Annotated in this window: 13 protein-coding genes and 1 pseudogene; 9 read left to right on the top strand and 5 right to left on the bottom strand. The window is 41.0% G+C overall.

All coding sequences use genetic code 11. From position 1 onward, the window contains the following. Window positions 1-148: 148 nt before the first annotated feature. Together LI82_RS02040 and LI82_RS02035 are read left to right on the top strand one after the other, a co-directional pair. Window positions 149-2497, top strand: a complete 2349-nt coding sequence (locus LI82_RS02040; protein ID WP_236622643.1) for a type II/IV secretion system ATPase subunit — start codon at window positions 149-151, stop codon at window positions 2495-2497. Between the two features lie 4 nt (window positions 2498-2501). Further along, entirely contained in the window at window positions 2502-4448 is a 1947-nt protein-coding gene (locus LI82_RS02035; RefSeq protein WP_236622642.1) for a hypothetical protein, read from the top strand. A 153-nt stretch (window positions 4449-4601) separates the two neighbouring features. Here the strand turns inward: LI82_RS02035 and LI82_RS12665 are convergent, their stop codons facing one another. Next, complete coding sequence (locus tag LI82_RS12665; protein WP_081955704.1) at window positions 4602-4787, bottom strand: 4Fe-4S dicluster domain-containing protein; 186 nt, start codon at window positions 4785-4787, stop codon at window positions 4602-4604. A 68-nt stretch (window positions 4788-4855) separates the two neighbouring features. Here LI82_RS12665 and LI82_RS02030 point away from each other — a divergent pair, with 68 nt between their 5' ends. The 3 genes from LI82_RS02030 (at window position 4856) to uppS (ending at window position 7235) form a co-directional block, all read left to right on the top strand. Beyond that, window positions 4856-5914 (top strand): radical SAM protein, encoded by a 1059-nt coding sequence (locus LI82_RS02030; protein ID WP_236622641.1) that lies wholly within the window; start codon window positions 4856-4858, stop codon window positions 5912-5914. Between the two features lie 106 nt (window positions 5915-6020). Beyond that, a complete protein-coding gene (locus tag LI82_RS02025; RefSeq protein WP_177165267.1) occupies window positions 6021-6332 on the top strand; it encodes a DUF2551 domain-containing protein in 312 nt (103 codons plus the stop codon). A gap of 54 nt (window positions 6333-6386) precedes the next feature. Further along, complete coding sequence (uppS, locus tag LI82_RS02020) at window positions 6387-7235, top strand: polyprenyl diphosphate synthase (protein WP_052402657.1); 849 nt, start codon at window positions 6387-6389, stop codon at window positions 7233-7235. Window positions 7236-7373: 138 nt separating this feature from the next. Here the strand turns inward: uppS and LI82_RS12980 are convergent, their stop codons facing one another. The 3 genes and pseudogenes from LI82_RS12980 to LI82_RS02005 all read right to left on the bottom strand — a co-directional run bounded on the left by LI82_RS12980 (window position 7374) and on the right by LI82_RS02005 (window position 10772). Next, window positions 7374-7535: a hypothetical protein gene (locus tag LI82_RS12980; RefSeq protein ID WP_160174926.1), complete on the bottom strand. Its 162-nt coding sequence runs from the start codon at window positions 7533-7535 to the stop codon at window positions 7374-7376. Between the two features lie 214 nt (window positions 7536-7749). Next, a pseudogene (locus tag LI82_RS02015) lies at window positions 7750-9030 on the bottom strand (serpin family protein). A 311-nt stretch (window positions 9031-9341) separates the two neighbouring features. Next, complete coding sequence (locus tag LI82_RS02005) at window positions 9342-10772, bottom strand: transposase (protein ID WP_135607283.1); 1431 nt, start codon at window positions 10770-10772, stop codon at window positions 9342-9344. A gap of 329 nt (window positions 10773-11101) precedes the next feature. Between LI82_RS02005 and LI82_RS02000 the strand changes: the two genes are divergently transcribed. Further along, window positions 11102-11593, top strand: a complete 492-nt coding sequence (locus LI82_RS02000; protein WP_048193292.1) for a hypothetical protein — start codon at window positions 11102-11104, stop codon at window positions 11591-11593. 177 nt (window positions 11594-11770) lie between these two features. Here the strand turns inward: LI82_RS02000 and LI82_RS01995 are convergent, their stop codons facing one another. Beyond that, window positions 11771-13204: a NosD domain-containing protein gene (locus LI82_RS01995; RefSeq protein ID WP_048193291.1), complete on the bottom strand. Its 1434-nt coding sequence runs from the start codon at window positions 13202-13204 to the stop codon at window positions 11771-11773. 435 nt (window positions 13205-13639) lie between these two features. On the opposite strand from LI82_RS01995, the gene LI82_RS01990 reads away from it, so the two are divergent. The 3 genes from LI82_RS01990 to LI82_RS01980 are packed head-to-tail and all read left to right on the top strand — an operon-like array spanning window position 13640 to window position 18169. After that, complete coding sequence (locus LI82_RS01990; protein WP_048193290.1) at window positions 13640-15010, top strand: monomethylamine:corrinoid methyltransferase; 1371 nt, start codon at window positions 13640-13642, stop codon at window positions 15008-15010. A gap of 16 nt (window positions 15011-15026) precedes the next feature. Further along, on the top strand, window positions 15027-16208 hold the full coding sequence (locus tag LI82_RS01985) for a Cdc6/Cdc18 family protein (protein WP_135607284.1): 1182 nt from the start codon (window positions 15027-15029) through the stop codon (window positions 16206-16208). Window positions 16209-16240: 32 nt separating this feature from the next. Then, the gene (locus tag LI82_RS01980; RefSeq protein ID WP_048193340.1) at window positions 16241-18169 is read left to right on the top strand and encodes a hydantoinase/oxoprolinase N-terminal domain-containing protein; all 1929 of its coding nucleotides are present in this window, start codon (window positions 16241-16243) and stop codon (window positions 18167-18169) included. Window positions 18170-18279 lie beyond the last annotated feature (110 nt).

Raw genomic sequence — 18279 nt, 5'->3', positions numbered from 1 at the left:
ATTCCTGCCTTTCTTCACCCATTTTTAGCAACTGAATCTACCTTACATTATAGAACCAGTATTAAATTTATATGAAGACTAAAGAATCTAGGAATATTTTAATAATTGCTGACAATATGCTTGTGCAAATCATCCAAGGATAAAAAACGTGAAACTCCTAAGTTATTTGCACAATCCGATCCGAAAAAGGAAACCCGAATCTGAAAATATCTGTCAGTACAAGGTCCGCCAGACGAAGAACCAGAGGACCATAGAGATAAATTGTTCTCAATGCAGTCACAATTCCACCCTTAATGATCCAGTCTGCCTTGAGATGATATTCAACATCATACTTACAGAACCCATATCCAACAGGCTTATTCTTTCTCATCTTTACGAGCGAGATTATGAAGGAAAGGAACTTGCTACCCTTTATGAACTTGCAAAGCTGGGAGATACTCTTGCAAATTATAATAATGTTCGAGTCACATGCAATTGTTCACACAGAGAACATGCCGACTGCCTGCACCATAGAAAAGAACTGGTAAATAATATCATCAGTTGCTCAAAGAGTGAACCTACGGCATCATACAAACTCCTAAAAAAGAGCGACATTGAAATGATGAAGATTCCTGACCACCAGGAATGCCCCGGATGTATTGCAAACTACCACTCAATTATCAGGGAAATGCAGGACATAGCTTCTGAACTTAACATCGACATTACCTGTGAAAGTGTCTGCGACAATGACATCGATCCTGACAAAGATGATAGCATTGGTAGCATTGGTAGCAATGATAATGATCGAATTGAGTATGATTACGATAAACAGATCAAGCCTCACGTAAGACCCGCCTTTTCATCATCCCGTATATATACGGAACCACCCGAGAATACCCAATTCATGGAATGCTATGACGTCAGGAACAATGATGGAAGGATGCTTCAGATCTCCATATATGAGATGACGGACCGACCTGAAAAGCTGTACATGGCAATTCCCCTTGAATACAACCTGAAGCATGAAGACCTCGGCCTTATCGAAAGGGTCAGGAAAAAGCTGATAAGGTTCCGCCCTGACAACATGAACTTCGCAGATCCTGTGAACTCAAGAGAATATATTCGCAGGATCGGGAAACAGATGCTTGAAGAGGATTCAAATGTTCATGGGATAACGCTTAACCCACTTGAAATGAGGACATATTCTGACATTCTTGCAAAATACACCACCGGACTGGGAATACTGGAAGATGTGCTTTCAGACCCGAAGATCACTGATGTCTATGTGAACGCACCTGCAGACATCAACCCGGTCCATGTGGTAGTGGATGGAGATGAATGTATCACCAACATTTTTCTTTCACAGGACGACCTGGACTCCATGGTCTCAAGATTCCGGGCTATTAGCGGCAGACCTTTCGGAGAAGCAACACCCATACTGGAGATGGAACTTCCGGAATTTGGAGTGCGTGTATCCGTTATCGGTGATCCCCTAAGTGCCAATGGACTTGCTTATGCATTCAGGAAACATGCAAGAACGCCATGGACATTGCCAAAGCTCATCAATACCGGATCGATCTCACCGCTTACAGCCGGCCTCCTGAGCTTCCTCATGGATGGGGAAGCATCGATACTTGTAGCAGGAGATGTAGGAGCAGGCAAGACCTCACTACTATCTGCAATGATGATGGAGATCCCTCAGAAATACCGTATCCTGACAATAGAGGACACAAGAGAGATCCCCATTGAGGAACTGCAGCAGCTGGGATGGAAGATACAGGGTATGAACTCACGCTCATCGATACTGAACACCAGTATAGAAGTAAGCCCTGATGTTGCATTACGAGCAGCCCTGCGTCTTGGAAATTCCTCGCTTGTTATTGGAGAGGTCAGGGGACCTGAGGTCAAAGTGCTTTATGAAGCAATGCAGGTAGGTACAGCAGGCAATTCTGTCCTGGGAACCATACACGGAGCATCCACAAGAGCGGTTTATGAGCGTATAGTGCACACCCTTGGAGTACCACCTGCATCTTTCAAGTCAACTGATGCAGTGGTGGTCTGTACCAACACACGGGTCGGAGGAGGCATGAGCAAGAAACGCAGGCTCACACAGATCTCAGAGGTTACCACTGCCTGGGATGAGGATGCTGACCCGGAGGAGATATTTACAGAGATCATGCGATACAGTGCTGCTGATGACTCATTGATCCCCACAGACATACTGGACAGGGGACAATCCCAGCTTATTGAGAAGATCGCACGCAAATGGGGAATCTCTATTGATGAGGCATCGCTCAACATACGCATAAGAGCAAGGATAAAACAGAAAATTGCCCATGCGGGTTCACTGGATTCCAGACTTGTGGAAGCAGATATGGTGAGCAAAGCAAACAATATATTCTGGCTGTACATGGATATGGAAAAGAACAGCCCCCATGGACCGGACTATGAAAGAGTCTATGATAAATGGAACAGTTGGTTTGATAATTTCACCTCCACCAGAATCCAAGAGGAGTGATAAAATGGGAACAGGAATGTCAGAGAACTGGTATGTGCGTGGGTGCAAGTTCACATCACTTCACTTTTCCAGATTCATAAAAGACATTGATGCTTTTTCTAAAAAGGCAGAAGGATCGGTCAGTCAGGAATACAGGGATGCGATAATCTTTACAGGATTTGTGATCGAACCATTCGAAACCGTGCTTTTCTCTTACGCAGGTTCGTTGATGGCCCTTATCTTATTCCTCATCATGGATGCAGTACTGTTCCAGATCACCACATTCAACCCAACGGTACTGACATTCGTAGCTTTGATGACATTGCTTGTACCCTTCGGAATACTGCTCTACCTGAGCGAATATGTGAAGATACATGCTAAGTACATGAAAATACGATCCATAGGAGACATACCCGAGGTCCTGAGCTACGTGGTAATGTCCATGAGGCTGGTCTCTAACATGGAAAAAGCAATCCATTTTGCTGCACTGAACTCAAACAGGCCACTTGCAAATGATCTCAGGAAGATGCTCTGGAACCTTCAGGTGCGCATGTATTCAAGCATGGATGATGCATTGCTGGATTTTGCAGAGATGTGGGGAAAGAACAGTGAACATTTCAAACGTTCCCTTCACCTGATCAAAAGTTCAACCAGCGAACCTGATGAAGCCCAGAGAGTTATTACACTAAACCGTGCCCTTGACATCGTACTGGATGGTACAAAGGAAATGATGGAACAGTATGCAGCACGCCTGAAGACCCCAACATACGTCCTGTATTCGATCTTCATACTTATTCCCCTGGCACTTGTGGCATTACTTCCTGCAATTACAGTTGTAGGAATAAGGTTCGATGCTTTCACCCTTGTAGTACTCTACAATGTGATACTGCCACTTGCGACTTTTGTGTACGCTGAATATATCCTGATGCAGCGACCGGCAACATTTCTTCCCCAGGCCATTCCGGAAAGCCACCCCCAACTAAAGGACATAAGGAAAAAGAGAAAAGTTGCAACTACCATGGCAATTATGATCGGGGCATTCGTCAGTTTTTCAGGCTACATTTACACATATCTTGGAAATCCCCTGAACATAATTTCAACAGCGACCCTTGAAGGAATAATGCCCCCAACATTGCTCATCATATGGGGAATAGTAATTGCTTTTTCCATCTACATGAATGCGGCATATTCACCATACAAGAAGATACGCGACGATATCCACAAGATGGAAAGTGAATTTGCAGATGCATTGTTCATACTCGGCAGAAGGATATCAGAGGGGCGTTCTGCGGAAGAATCATTTGCACACACCTCTAAAACCATGAAAGGATCACATATCGGAAAAGTGTTCGAAAGGATCTCCATCAACCTGATAACCATGCGAACGAACATACGTTCAGCAATATTCGATGAGGAGTTCGGGGCTTTCAAGGATATATATTCGGACAGGATCCAGACTACAATGATCATGTTCACGGAAAGTGTGCACAAAAGTCATCTATCGGCAGGTATTGCGATCATCAAACTTGCTGATCACCTGAAAGAGTTGCAGGCCGTGGAGAAGAACATCAAGCACTCATTGTATGATATGACATCAACAATGAGAACGACCGCTTGTATATTTGCACCACTTATCGCAGGTGTGACCATAGCGCTCTCGGAAGTTATCTCCAGGATCCTCCAGAACGTTGCAGAAGGAATTTCAAAACTTCCCCAGAACATCGTCCCCGGACCTGCGCAGATATCTCCTGAAAATCTTGATCAGACAATATCACCGGACCTGTTCATGCTGTCAATTGGAATATACCTGATATTAATTACAGCAATTCTTGTGAGATTTTCAAGCACGATCGAAAATGGAGGAGAAAGAACACAATTCATGTACGATCTCGGGCAATCACTGCCGATCTCCATAATCGTTTTTACTGTCACTGCAATAGTCTCAAGGATATTCTTCAGAGGACTTATATGAAAATATCCGGAAAGCAGTCTTTCAAGCTAAAGATAAAAACGACAAACAAAAAGACCATTTCAAAAAACGATCTCCAAAACCCGATATTCAAAAAGCAATCATAAGGGATTGATATTCAAAATTGAATTATCAAAAACAACATTCAAAGAGAGATCAATCCACATAGACAAGAGCTTTTACAGGACAGACTTTGATGCACTTCATGCAAACCGTGCATCTGCTATAATCGATGCTTACCTTTCCGTCCCTGCGTTGTAAAGCTCCGTAGGGACAAATGTTATCACATTTGCCACAATTATTGCATCCGATGACAGCTATACAGCCTTCTGTCTGACTCATCTTCAAACAATAATATCACAAAATAGATACACTTTTGCATCTAAATCAGACTTATACAAAGAGGAAATATGAACGACAATATGAAAGAGATCATCCATACGGATAAAGGGTCTTTCTACAATTATCTCACAGAAGGCTGTAAACTATGCCAGCAAGGTGCCAAGATGGTGCTTTTCATCACCGGTATATGCGGCAGAGGCTGTTTCTATTGTCCACTTTCAGAGGAACGAAAGAAGGATGTGACATATGCCAATGAACGTCTGGTGAAAAGTGACGAGGATGTTATCAAGGAAGTGCTCCAGATGGATGCTTTGGGAACAGGCATTACAGGTGGAGAGCCACTTATAAGATCGGACCTTGTCCTGCATTACATCAAACTTCTGAAAGAACAGTTTGGTAAAGACCATCACATACATCTGTACACTTCAATCGCCCCTGACAGAAATCTACTGAAATCCCTCGCCGAAGCAGGACTCGATGAGATCAGGTTCCATCCCCCACAACAATCATGGAAGAAACTCAAAGGGTCTGAATTTGAACTTGCAATAAAAAATTCCATTGAACTTGGCATGGAAGCGGGCATGGAAATTCCCTCCATAGAAGGAGTGAACGATGTAAGGGATGTTGTCATAGATACAGGTTGTTTCCTGAACCTCAATGAACTCGAATTCGCAGATACAAATGCAATTGCTATGAAAGAGAGGAAATTCCTGCTTAAGAACGACATGAGCAACGCCGTGGAAGGATCGGAAGCATATGCGATCGAACTTGCAGACAATGTTCCAAAGATACATTTTTGTTCGTCAAGATACAAGGATGCAGGGCAGCTTCGTGAGCGTCTGCTCAGGATAGCCAGAAAGACAGCACGCCAGATCGATGAGATAACGGAAGAAGGAACCATTGTATATGGATCCATTGAAGGTGCCGAAACGGACAGGATGGTCAAGGTATTACATCAGTTCGAACTATCTGACGACATGTTCGAAATAAAGGAAAAAACTATAGAGTTGCCCTGGTGGCTCATCGAGGATATGGCAGAAGAATTAAAAGATGAAGGATTTGTCCCATCGATCATTGAGAGATACCCTTTTGAGAACGGACTGGTCGTTGAGGTGATCCCACTCTGATACCAACATTTATAAGGATTAATGTTGTAGTGGAAACGCGTTCTGTATCATAAAACAAATAAATTAGCATAAGTTTATAAATAGAAATTACATAGATGTAAATGAGGTGTTTGTGCTGGAGACTATTGAAGACCGGGTTAAAGCAAGGCTTATTAAATATTTAGGCCGCGACGATACAGGTATACGTGAAGATGTTTTGAAACTCTTCCTGGAAGGAGGAACCTTCACTACAGGCGATGTCTACAAACATCTTAATGAGAAAAAATTTGATGTGAGTTACAGAGGCGTTTCAGCAATGGTTGGTCTCATGAACACACGACTTGGCATACTCAGTATAGATGTTACCGGTGACCATAATATATACCTGCTGAAAGAAGACTATAAACCTATAGTTAAAGCGGTTCTTGACAACTATTAAACATCTACAGGATGTTAACCAATCTTTTTTACTAGTTCATTGGGTGGAATCTTCATGATGAGATCCATACTGAACCTTTTCTATAGCACATATGAAAAGTCCCTTTCAAAAGACGTTAAGAGTGGACATGTTCCCGAACATATAGCCATAATAATGGACGGAAATCGCAGGTTTGCTAACAAACTTGGGAAAAAGACAAATTACGGGCACACAAGAGGAGCCGATATAACCGAGCAGGTTATAGAATGGTCATACGAGATCGGTGTTAAGGAACTTACTATTTATGCATTTTCTACGGAGAACTTCAATCGTTCCACCGATGAAACTGTTCAACTCTTTGAGCTTATAGGAAAGAAGTTTGACCATATGCGAGAGAGCGAACGGACACATGAAAAAAAGATCAGAGTGCGAGTGATAGGAGAACGCACCCTCCTACCGGAGGATCTTCAGGAATCAGCTGAAAGAATCGAAAAGGCGACAAAGGATTATGACAAATTCAACCTGAACGTTGCACTCGCTTATGGCGGAAGACAGGATATCGTACAGGCTGTCAGGAAAATGGCAGATAAGGTACTGAAGAACCAGTTATCACTGGAAGATATTGACGAGAACACAATTGGCGATCATTTCTATCCTGCAGAAGGAGCAGCTGTATCTAACGTTGACCTTATAATACGCACAGGAGGAAATGAAAGGATCTCAAATTTCCTTCCGTGGCAGGCCAACGGGAACGAATGCGCCGCATACTTCTGTGCACCATTCTGGCCGGAGTTCCGCAAGATCGACTTCTTACGTTCAATTCGCACATACCAGTCACGTCTGGCTGAACAAAAAATGAAGCAAAAACATCGTACAACACGTTTCCTTAATAAGGTTCGTAAAACGAGTAAAAGTCAATATTGATCACCGAACACATTCGGATACATCAAAACAGAAGTAAACAGGAATTATTCAACAGAAAAACAATTTAAAAAAGAGGGCCGCAGCGAAAGTAAACAATCCTGACGGGATGGAGGAACTACGGCCAGTACTTAAACGAGCTCATTTGTGTGCTCTTACGAATTCTTCGAATTGTTCATAGTATCTTGCCCTGTTTACTAATTCTGTAAAGAAATCATCCATATATTTCACCTCAATTACCAGTATTACTTCTGAATATATTAAGGACTGCCAAGCGGGGTGAAAGTATTCTGCGTTTTTCATCCACCTGTTAAAAATATCAAATAACCAGGCATAATAACAGAAGAGTTTTCCATGTCAATTATGGTTAGAAGCTGAAAAAATGCGCTTTGTCCGAAAAAGAGGGTATTTATCGGACAGAATCATGAATATTCGGACAAAATCAGTATTATTCGGTCAATTAGTGAAGGAATGATGATCTTAGACTGAAGATGAAAATTATATTGAGAAAATGTCATTATGACATTTCCTCATATTCAGGATTCTCGACTTTTCCCATGAAGAGGATACATCCTGTTCTCTTATCTTCAATAAAGAACATGAAAGGATGATCGGCCTTGAATTCCATTATTTGTCCTGGCATATGTGCACTGTCAACTGCTTCAATAGCAGTCGCTGCTCCTGCCTCAGTGCCCTTTTCATTCACTTCGATAAATGTCTGATGAACCACATCATCTATGGACAAACCGTAATCATCTGACACCTTCTGGCTATCATAAATACTTGAGAAATTTGCGTTGTCCGTAAAAGCTTCTGCCATTCCCATATCTCTCAGTGTATTTGATAATTCAGTTTTTGTATCAAATTTGAATTTGGGTAACCAGATCCTTACATCCTTTTCGAAATCTATAGTTGACTTGAGTTTATTATAATCAGAAAGCACAAATCTGTTTTCAAAATCTCCAATATTATTCTCTTTAGGAAGAACAATATACATACATAGATCTTTACCCTTGTAAGGCAGTTCTACTATTTTTGCATCGTCGTTTTCACTGTAATTAAAATACTACCTTGCATACATCATATCTATGAGAGTTCCTTCTTTGTCTGAAGATGACTTATAGAATAGTTCCTTGTGGGTATCGCCTACGTCAAACTCATTGACCCATTTTCCTTTAAAGTAAATTGCATTTGTAATGATCATGGCTGTGTTGTGGGGATCTATCATTTCATCCGAAATTATGTCCTCGATCTTGCCATTGGTGTTTGTTGAAACCCATTCATTGATGGTGTCTTTAGACTTTTCTGGTTCATTGCTAAAATCTACATTTGTTACTTTTCCATCATAATAGGCATTCAAGTTATATTCAAACTGTTTATTTAAAGGATAATTCTTTCGTATCCAGAGAGCATTTGCCGTATTAAGATCATAGTTATCATTGTCAGAATTGATTGTATCTATCATCTCTTTTGAACTTATTTCGAGAACAGGTTTGCTGAGAGGATAGTAAAACACATTTGAGATTTGCTCTTTTGTGGAACCTTCAGCACCATCATAGCAAATAGCCATCGCGGTGAAGATGCTGTATGGTGAAAAGAAGATATTTTCATCTTCATTCTTAATCATTGAATACATATCAAAAGCAAAAGCATTGTTTGCAGCTGCAATATCATAATCATCGACTGATTCTGTATTTAATGTAGCATTTGTACTTACAGTTGAATCTTCAACACAACCTAGAAAAAGCGATGAAATTATGCATAATGAAACTAATATTGTAATTTTTAGCGTTCCCATAATATTTAGTAAATGTTACGGGTATAAAGTTTTTATGATGCTTTTCGCTTTGACCAAAAATCGTGTATTTATCGGTCAAAAATACGATTTTTCGGACAAAAATGTGAATTATCGGACAAATCGATTTTTCGGACAACAACCCGAATTTTCGGACAAGCTAAGAAATACCAATATTTGCCCTATGTTTTTGGCTATAGCTCTTAGGAAAAATGGTAGGTTCGCATGACGTAATGCTTGTTGTTAATCCAAATTCAAATTAAAAAGCGAATTAAATGAATCACCTTCAGCGTGATTCATTTCAAGAAATAATGTTAGTGAGAATAGCTCACATGTATTCCCTTATTATTAACAACATGCATGAATGGCATACTCTGCTTTTTTTCGAACAGATCATCAATTGACACATTTAATTCATAGAGTTCGTGAATGAACACACAGATATTGTGACAAAGGATCTTACAGAGAATTTCGTTGACCTGTCCACTTTCAGATGTGCTTTTTAGTGTTTCACCAAATTTAGATTTTAGCATATGAAATGTGGTTTCTACGTTGTTCCTTTTGTGATAATGCTTGAGAAACTCTATTTTGTTTTGCTGGAAAAGCTCATACATCTCTGTCCATACCCAGACACCCTTGGGGTTACCTGTTGAATGATCTGAGAACGGGATGAAAGGTTTGGCTCCACTTCCATCAATTGCTTCAAAGATGTCTCGAGTACAGTATGCACCATCTGCCATTTGTTCATCAACATGGAAATTTTCTAAAGTGGCAGTGAATAGTTGTTCAAATTTATTCTGGTCTGTTTCATTACTATCAGTTATGGCTACTGCTGCTATGATATTTGTCTTAACGCCGACATTTATATGAGCTTTCAACCATTTTCGTTTCTTGGTTTCTATTCCATACTTAAATTGTTTCCAAGGCTCGTGTTTTTTTGTGGAAAATCCTGATGAATCCATTGCAAATGTTGTTTCAATGTTGATAAATGGTGTACTCACGAGTTCAATCAATGCTGTTAATATTGATGTCATCTCGGGCTTTATCATATAATCTGATACTGTAGTATGACGCAGTTTCCGACTTATGTATCCTTTTTCATATGCAATTTCAATATCATGTTCCGCACGTCTCCCCGATTTCATACTATATACCTTACATACCATTGCAATAATAGCATCCTGAATTGGGATGGTTGGTCTTCCACGTTTTTTCTCAGTGGGTTCTATGATCATTGAACATATGTTTTTCAAGATTTCAAAAAGCAGTCTTTCTTCGGAACTCTGTGCATTGGTGTACGCAGACCAGTTTTGTGTGCACTCCTTTATGTGTGGACGCAGGCTATTCAATTGTTTTTCCAATGTTGATATAGATGGGAGAATAATTCCACTTTCTACTGCTCTTACTGCATGTATGTGTTTACATACGTAATTGCTATTTCGAAAATCTTCACAGCTACATGAATAGTGCCCTTCAGAATTGATGGTAACTAAATGCTTGGACCCATGGCTGCCTTTTACTATCCAACCAGACTTTGTTTCACTTACATTCTTCTTTTTTGCAAGTAACAATCCTTTCATTTTTCTTCTTTGGTCAATAGATCTTTTTCTGGAGGCAGCATTTTGATGACCGTTAATCATTTCATTATTTTCAATGAGTTCTTGTGGGTATTGTGAACCGATTTCCATGAAATGTTCCATGCACTCTTCCACAATCTCCCCAAGATTGCTTTTTATAGATTCCAATGGATCAATTGCGATATCGTTATCACATTCAGTTCCACTCGAACTTTTCTACTTTGGGATTGGTTTTAGTTTACCTTGTTCATGTTTAATTGTATTCTTTTTTGAATGTTTTTCATCCATCATATTTATCTCCTAAATAATCATCGATAAATCGACTATACCTAATAATATATTACTATCAGGCATAGTTATTGGTAGTACGTACTCAAATATAAGGTTTACTTTTCAAAACATTCTGACATGTAATTGGGTAAAATCGCAATCTAAACACGGATTTGAAAAATAATATATCCGTAAATGGTATATATCCTTAAAATGAACATAGTAGTATGAGCAACATTGACTTCATAAAATTAAGTGAAGAAGGATATAATGTCTGGATAAAGGGCAATCACTGTTATCGATGTAACTATGAGTGGAAATCCTCATCTCCCAAAGAACCGCGTGTATGTCCCAAATGTAAATCGTCCTACTGGAACAGGCCACGAAACGATGAAAAAGAAAATGTGCAAAACAAAATTGAACTGGAAGCCAAAGCCGTAATGATGCATAAATTGTTTGACCAATCGATAGAAACACGGTATGATGCGGTTATTTCATTGATCGGTAAAATTGATGATGAACTGTATGACGCAGTCCAGGAATATCATGAAACAAAAGCCCAGCAGTTAGTCGATAAACAGAAGGAAAAAGAACCTGATATACTCTCTGAATCAGACATTGAAGAGTTCACTCACAAGGTTGTCAATGACGGTGAATCTCTGAAGCAAATGGATCCTGATGTAATAGATAGACTCTTACAGGCTCTCGGTCACCAATAATATTTATGTTCAACAACCACTACTAAAGCACATAACTCAACGTCAAATCTGCTTTGTCCGAAAAATAGGGTATTTATCGGACAACAACATAAATTTTCGGTCAAAAAGTAAAAACGCCAATCTCCCTTGTTTTAACTGTCACCCTCTCAACAGTTTTTTAATTAAGCCCGACACATCTCATTCTCTTCTCATAATCATAAATGCAATTCCCAACATGATCAAGGTCAACACGGAACTGATGAAAGGCATTTCAGCAATTCCCCTATCGTTGATATAGTTGATACCAATGTTATTTTCAGAAACATTTGCAACGAGACCTTTGCCATTGTCAATCAAATAATTTCCACTCACAGTGTTATTGTTACTGGAATCTTCAAGGAACTTGCAATATTTGAAATCGTGTGTTACGACATTGGTATTCACTCTTTTATTATTGGATTGATTGAGATTGATGCCGTGATAGCCATTCAAGTTTGCAGTATTATTAATGATGATGTTAAATGTGGAAGACTTCAGGTATATCCCATGCACTTTGTTCGAGTTTGCAGTGTTTCCCTCGATACTGTTGTTACTGGTTTCATTCAGATAGATACCATATTGTTCGTTCGAATTTACAGTATTATTGATCAATGAGTTATGGTCGCTGTAATAATACAACAGGATGCCATGCTCATTATTCGAAGCAGTGTTGTTTCCCAGATAATTGCCCCAGGAAAAATCATTAAGATAGATTCCATGTTCTCCGTTTGAATTTGCTGTGTTGCCTTCCAGCACATTGTAATAGGAACGATCAAGGTAGATACCGTCACGTTTGTTGAAGCTTGCAGTGTTATTTATAAGCGTGAGATTTGAGGCTTCTCTAATGTAGATACCATATTCGTTGTCCGAAGCTCTGTTATTGATAAACGTATTGTTGTTGCTATAAATGACCAAAACAATACCATAACTGTTGTTCGAAATGTTGTTATTGTTAAATGTGTTATTAGAGCCTCCAAGCATAGCAATGCCACCATAGTTGTTCACCACATCATTATTGCTCAGTTCACTGTTGTTGGAACTCGACAAAAAAATGGCAAAATCGTTGCCTGATGCAGTATTATTACTCAGTATATTGTTGCTGGAGTCCTCCAAACAGACACCTATGCTATTGTTGAACAATCTATTGTTAGTAATGATACAACTCTGGACTTCGCCATCATTAGCGATAACAAATTGAGGAGCACCCTCAAGATATATTCCATAGGCAGGACTGTTTTTTTCAGTGCCATTAGCACCTGTCACATTAAATCCGCTGATTGTCACGTTATTTACAGTTACATGAAATACAGGATCATCTGGGTTTACGGCTTGAACAGTCGTATCATCTGGATTTCCAGATTCTGCTATTATTGTTAACTCCTTATCTACATCAACGTTTTCTGAATACTTCCCAGGATTAACAAGGATAGTATCACCATTGTTTGCAGCGTCGATGGCTGCTTGTATGGTAGTATAATCTGCAATCCCACTATCGCCGACAATAATCGTATCTGCCACCGCACTACCTGTGACCATAGTCAAAAAACCAATTACCATTGCAATGCAAAATATACGGTATGATTTTATTTGCATCTATTACAACTCCCCAACATTGACAATATATTTTAATTGGGTGTATATGAATACATCGGATAAATATGTTAACTGTGTGAATATAGATGTTGAACCAATAGCGCATTTGCTTAAAAAATGTAGAATATAAGAGTAGGAGCTAACGGACTTTTGTCAACTGGATGTGATCCTGGTTTTGGTAATCTCCATGGGAAAACATCAACAACTTTGCATCTATTTGAATCATTTTTCGGTCAAAAATGTGAATTATCGGACAAAAACATGAATATTCGGACAAAAGTTTGAATATTCGGACAAATCGATTTTTCGGACAAAGCGGAAAAAATGGAAAACTATATAAGAAGTTCCATGTCAATTAAGGTATATACTGCATTTGCATGGAATTGTCATAAAACAAAAATAAAACCACGAATGAAAAACAAAGGAGTCAATATTATGAACAATATCTACAAATACCTCAAATATGCCACCACAGGGGAAGAAAAGGCCGAAGAAAAACATGACATGGAAGTGTTTATGAGATCACAGGAACTGGCAGAGGAATATGATATCAAATATGATGGCGAGAGTATCGTACCAACTGATACGAGCCTTGCAGACTCGGTATTTGAAGCTGCGGTCCAGCTTTTGACATCCCAGGGAATCTATTGTATCGACACCAAGAAAACAATAAAGATAGACGAAGAGGATATCATCAAAGCCCTGAACACCTCCGAGATGCTTGAGATCGGAAGGCTGAAGGAAAAGGTCATAGTTCCATTCAGATACACAATGGACTCTGAACCACCAGTCATAATCGGGGGTCCCATGGGAGGTACGGTTTCCGAGGAGAACTTCCTTGAAGTTCACTTAAGCTCAGCCATGGAGCCCATAGTGCAGGGTCTCTATGCAGGCGCCCTGGAAAAGATGGGGGGAAAAGGAATACGCGGTAAAACACCTTTCGAGATGCTTGCCGCCCTAAAAGAAGCGAGAGAGGAGAGGCTTGCAACAAAACTTGCAGGACGTGAAGGCCTTGCATTGATGGGGCCGGGAACACCAACAATCTCGCCAGCATATATGCTGGTATCTTCTGATGAACTTTATTCCAGTGCAGATGTTCAGGAAGTATATCAGCTGGATGAGCTTAAAACTGACTATGAGACATTCTACAAGTCCATATTCCACCTTGAACATGGCAATCATTTCCTGAGCGGACAATGTCCAGTCTTTGGAGGAACAGGTATAGGCACACCTGAAGGACTTGCTATCGTTGATGTAGCAGAGACCATCCAGTCGAAGATACTCACCGGTGCAAGTGTGCACGTGTCAGGTGCCGTGCATGTGAATACAAATTCATCCTCAACAAAGGAAATCATGTGGGGATCTAACATATCTTCTATTGCAGTCTCACGCAACATGCACCACTACACAGCACGATATTACTGGAACCTTGCAGGATGCTGCACTGACATGATGTTCTATGAGACCGCTGCACAGGCCATTGGAGATACTGTTTCCGGAAGGGACATGCTAATAGGACCGGTAGGGGCTCGCGGAGCAGGTGCAGACCACTCCACAGGACTTGAATCCCGATTCATGGGAGAAGTTGCACACATGGCCACAAACCTGTCACTTGCAGAAGCAGATGAAGCTGTCCGAAAAATATACAAAAAATATGAGAACTTGCTGGCACATGCTCCGGAAGGTAAGCCTTTCAGAGAATGTTACAATGTAAAGTCGGAATATGAGATGAGACCCACAGACGAATATATGACCCTCTACAAAGGCATTTTTGCAGAGGTTAGTGAATACTGTGGCATCGAATAAGATCAGTGGAATCATCATGAATGATATTTTCGGAATAAACGGAATACGGATATTCAGGAACAGGTCTGTGCTATCCCCACAGTATCTTCCGGAACAGCTTGTCGGAAGAGAAGAGCAGGTAAAGGACGTAGTTTCCCTGATCAGACCAGTACTCCACCATGGGGAACCTATAAATGCCCTGATATCTGGAAATAAAGGAACCGGTAAGACAACTGTTGTGAGATTTGTTCTAAAGCAGCTTACCGGGACCATTGAGAAAGAAGGGATCAATGTTGTTCCCGTCTTTATTAACTGCCGGAAGATCAGCACTACCAGCAAGATCATACTTGAAATACTGAACCGAGTATCCCCTGAAACAGAAATCCCAAAGACGGGGCTTTCCATGGGGAAATATTATAGAGCGCTATGGAAAGCACTGAATGAAAAGAGAACTACAATAATTGTGGTCTTTGATGAGATCGAAGCGCTGAAGAACCACAGCATACTCTACGACCTCAGCCACGCCGGCGAGAATATGAGCATCGAAGATGATATATTCGTAGGCATCATTGGAATTACTGATGACATGTTCTTTTCGGGGAGAATTGATCAGAATATCGTTTCATCACTTCAACACAGGAACATTGTATATCCCCCATATAGCAGGGTTCAGATCGAGCAGATACTGAATAGCCGCTCTTCCATTGCGTTTGAGGAAGATATTCTTGACAAAGAAGTGGTCCCGTTGTGTGCAGAGCTATCCGGAGAAGAACATGACCCAGGAAAAGCCCTGAGATTCTTAGAAAGGGCAGGGGACATCGCAGATACGTCGAATGCAGAAAAAGTTACTGAGAACCATGTGATACTCGCAAATGAAGAGATGGGAGAAAACTATCTTGTAAGTTCACTGGAAAATCTTCCAATACATTCCAAACTTGTACTGCTTAGCATCATCAAATTGACCAGAGAACTGAACGATAAGATCACAACCGGCCAGATTGAAATGCTCTACAGGAACTTTTGTGATCAGATAGGCACTAACCCCCTGGGGCGCACCAGCGTTTCAGGAATAGTCTCAGAATTTGATATGAAAGGAATTATTTCCGCACCTGTCCGAAGCATGGGGAGATATGGCAAGACACGACTTATATCAATGAGAAAGAACCCGCATAAGATCGAAAATATGCTTTATTCAGATTACAGGCTTAAGGAACTTTGATATGGATACGATTCATAGGAATGGAGATCAGCATGAAACTAAATCTTGGAATTGATGCCGGAGGCACTTATACAGATGCTGTTGTTGTAAGAAGCTCAGATGATGCCATAATTGCTTCCTACAAAGCTTTGACGACATACCCGGACCCACTTGATGGCATAAGGGAAGCTCTCGACGGAGTTGATCAGGACATACTTTCAGAAGTGGATGTTGTATCAGTATCCACCACACTTTCCACCAACACGATCCTGGAAGGTACAGGATTCCCTGTGGGACTCATCCTTGTAGGAGACTATTTTATCAGCACTGACCTGCCCACAGAATATTTTGTACAAGTCAAAGGTGGACACAACCACAAGGGCGGTGAAGCAGAGCCACTTGATGAAAATGCAGTAAGGGAATTTGCCCAAAAGGCAAAAGAAAATGTTTCAGCTTTTGCTGTTTCCTCGTATTTCAGTATTCGAAACCACCAGCATGAGCTAAGGGTCAAAGAGATAATCAAGAAGACCACCGGAATGCCAGTAGTATGTGCACATGAATTATCGCAGGACCTGGGCGCATTTGAGAGAGCGGTGACGGCGTTCTTTAACGCCCAGTTGTTGCCCATAACAGAGAAGTTCATGTCCAGTGTGGAAACTGAGATAAGGAACAGAGGTATGAAAGCCAAGATATTCATGCTCAAATGTGACGGGTCAGTAACCGGAATAAAGAGTGCAGTGGAAAAGCCGATAGAGTCCATCTTCTCAGGTCCTGCAGGAAGTCTGGTAGGCGCATCCTTCCTTTCAAAGAGGGATACCTGTGCAGTTATTGATGTCGGCGGAACAAGTACTGACGTGTCAGTTATAAGAGAAGGCGTACCGGAAATGAGTGAATCCGGTGCTGTTGTAGGTGGATGGAAGACAAGGGTCAAGGCCATAAGGATGGAAACCTCTGCGCTCGGAGGTGACAGTGATATCTGGATCGGTTCAGGAAAGGTAAACTTCGGACCGCGAAGGGTCATACCACTATGTAGGGCAGCAGCACAGTTCCCAAAATTCCTCGAGCAGATCGCGACCAACCCAATGCCTTCCAAAGCTTTACTGGGAAGAAACTTCCAGCCCACCAAGTTCTACATAAGGACAGACTATGAACCACTCGAGCTGACCGAACTGGAAACAGAAATCCTCAATGCCATTCCTGCCGAACCAACATCCCTCAAGGAGATACGTTCCCGTATTAACAAATACCCGGCATCAAAACATCTGGATACCCTCATGCAGAAAAGGCTGATACAACCCATTAGCTTCACACCCACGGACGCCCTGCATGTGCTTGGAGAGTATACGGAATATAATGCTGAGGCTTCACGCATCGGTGCAGAGCACCTGGCCCCCCTTTATAAGATGGAAGGAGATGAGTTCGCCGCCTATGTAAAGAGAGAATTTGCCAAGAACATGGCAGCAGACCTTGTTTCATTCTTCCTCGAAAAGATATCAAGAGAAGAGATACGCAATATATTCGATGCAGAATCACCGATCCAGTTCAAGGTACATGTACCGGTGGTGCTGATAGGTGGGCCTGTGATAGCATATCTTGAAGAGATGAAGAATCTTATCGATGCAGAGATCATCTTACCGGATTTCGCAAATGTGGGCAATGCTGCAGGCGCATTGGCTGCAAAGGGAATCAGAAGGTTTGAGATACTGATACGCCCGGTGTCCATGGCAGCACCAGACTGGGAGTTCTATGTTTATTCCGAAAAAGGAAGAGAGAACTTCTATGAGTATGAAGAAGCACTGGAACACGCACTCAAGCTTGGAAAAGATACTATCTATGAATACATGAAAGAAGCAGGCCTTGACCCGGATTCAGTGAAGATCGACATCAAGAAGGATGAAGTGATCCTTGAAGGTTCGGATACACTGATAGAAACAAAGATTGTTGTAATGGGTGTTGCTGAGCACATTGAAGAAGACGAATGAGAAGAAGATCAGTAATTAAACAACCAGAGAGATGCTTTTGCATCACCATTTATTTTTATTTGAAATTTTCATTGCCCGAAAATATTAATTTATTTGGTCGTTGGCACCTA

This window comes from Methanococcoides methylutens, assembly GCF_000765475.1.
Classification (GTDB): Archaea; Halobacteriota; Methanosarcinia; order Methanosarcinales; family Methanosarcinaceae; genus Methanococcoides; species Methanococcoides methylutens.
Note: the sequence above shows the minus strand (reverse complement) of the source record. Positions and strands in the feature narration are given on the sequence as shown.

Coding starts and splice junctions, on each gene's coding strand:
- LI82_RS02035 (WP_236622642.1), top strand. CDS start 2,502: ATGGGAACAGGAATGTCAGAGAACTGGTATGTGCGTGGGTGCAAGTTC.
- LI82_RS12665 (WP_081955704.1), bottom strand. CDS start 4,787: ATGAGTCAGACAGAAGGCTGTATAGCTGTCATCGGATGCAATAATTGT.
- LI82_RS02030 (WP_236622641.1), top strand. CDS start 4,856: ATGAACGACAATATGAAAGAGATCATCCATACGGATAAAGGGTCTTTC.
- uppS (WP_052402657.1), top strand. CDS start 6,387: ATGATGAGATCCATACTGAACCTTTTCTATAGCACATATGAAAAGTCC.
- LI82_RS12980 (WP_160174926.1), bottom strand. CDS start 7,535: ATGAAAAACGCAGAATACTTTCACCCCGCTTGGCAGTCCTTAATATAT.
- LI82_RS02000 (WP_048193292.1), top strand. CDS start 11,102: ATGAGCAACATTGACTTCATAAAATTAAGTGAAGAAGGATATAATGTC.
- LI82_RS01995 (WP_048193291.1), bottom strand. CDS start 13,204: ATGCAAATAAAATCATACCGTATATTTTGCATTGCAATGGTAATTGGT.
- LI82_RS01990 (WP_048193290.1), top strand. CDS start 13,640: ATGAACAATATCTACAAATACCTCAAATATGCCACCACAGGGGAAGAA.
- LI82_RS01985 (WP_135607284.1), top strand. CDS start 15,027: ATGAATGATATTTTCGGAATAAACGGAATACGGATATTCAGGAACAGG.
- LI82_RS01980 (WP_048193340.1), top strand. CDS start 16,241: ATGAAACTAAATCTTGGAATTGATGCCGGAGGCACTTATACAGATGCT.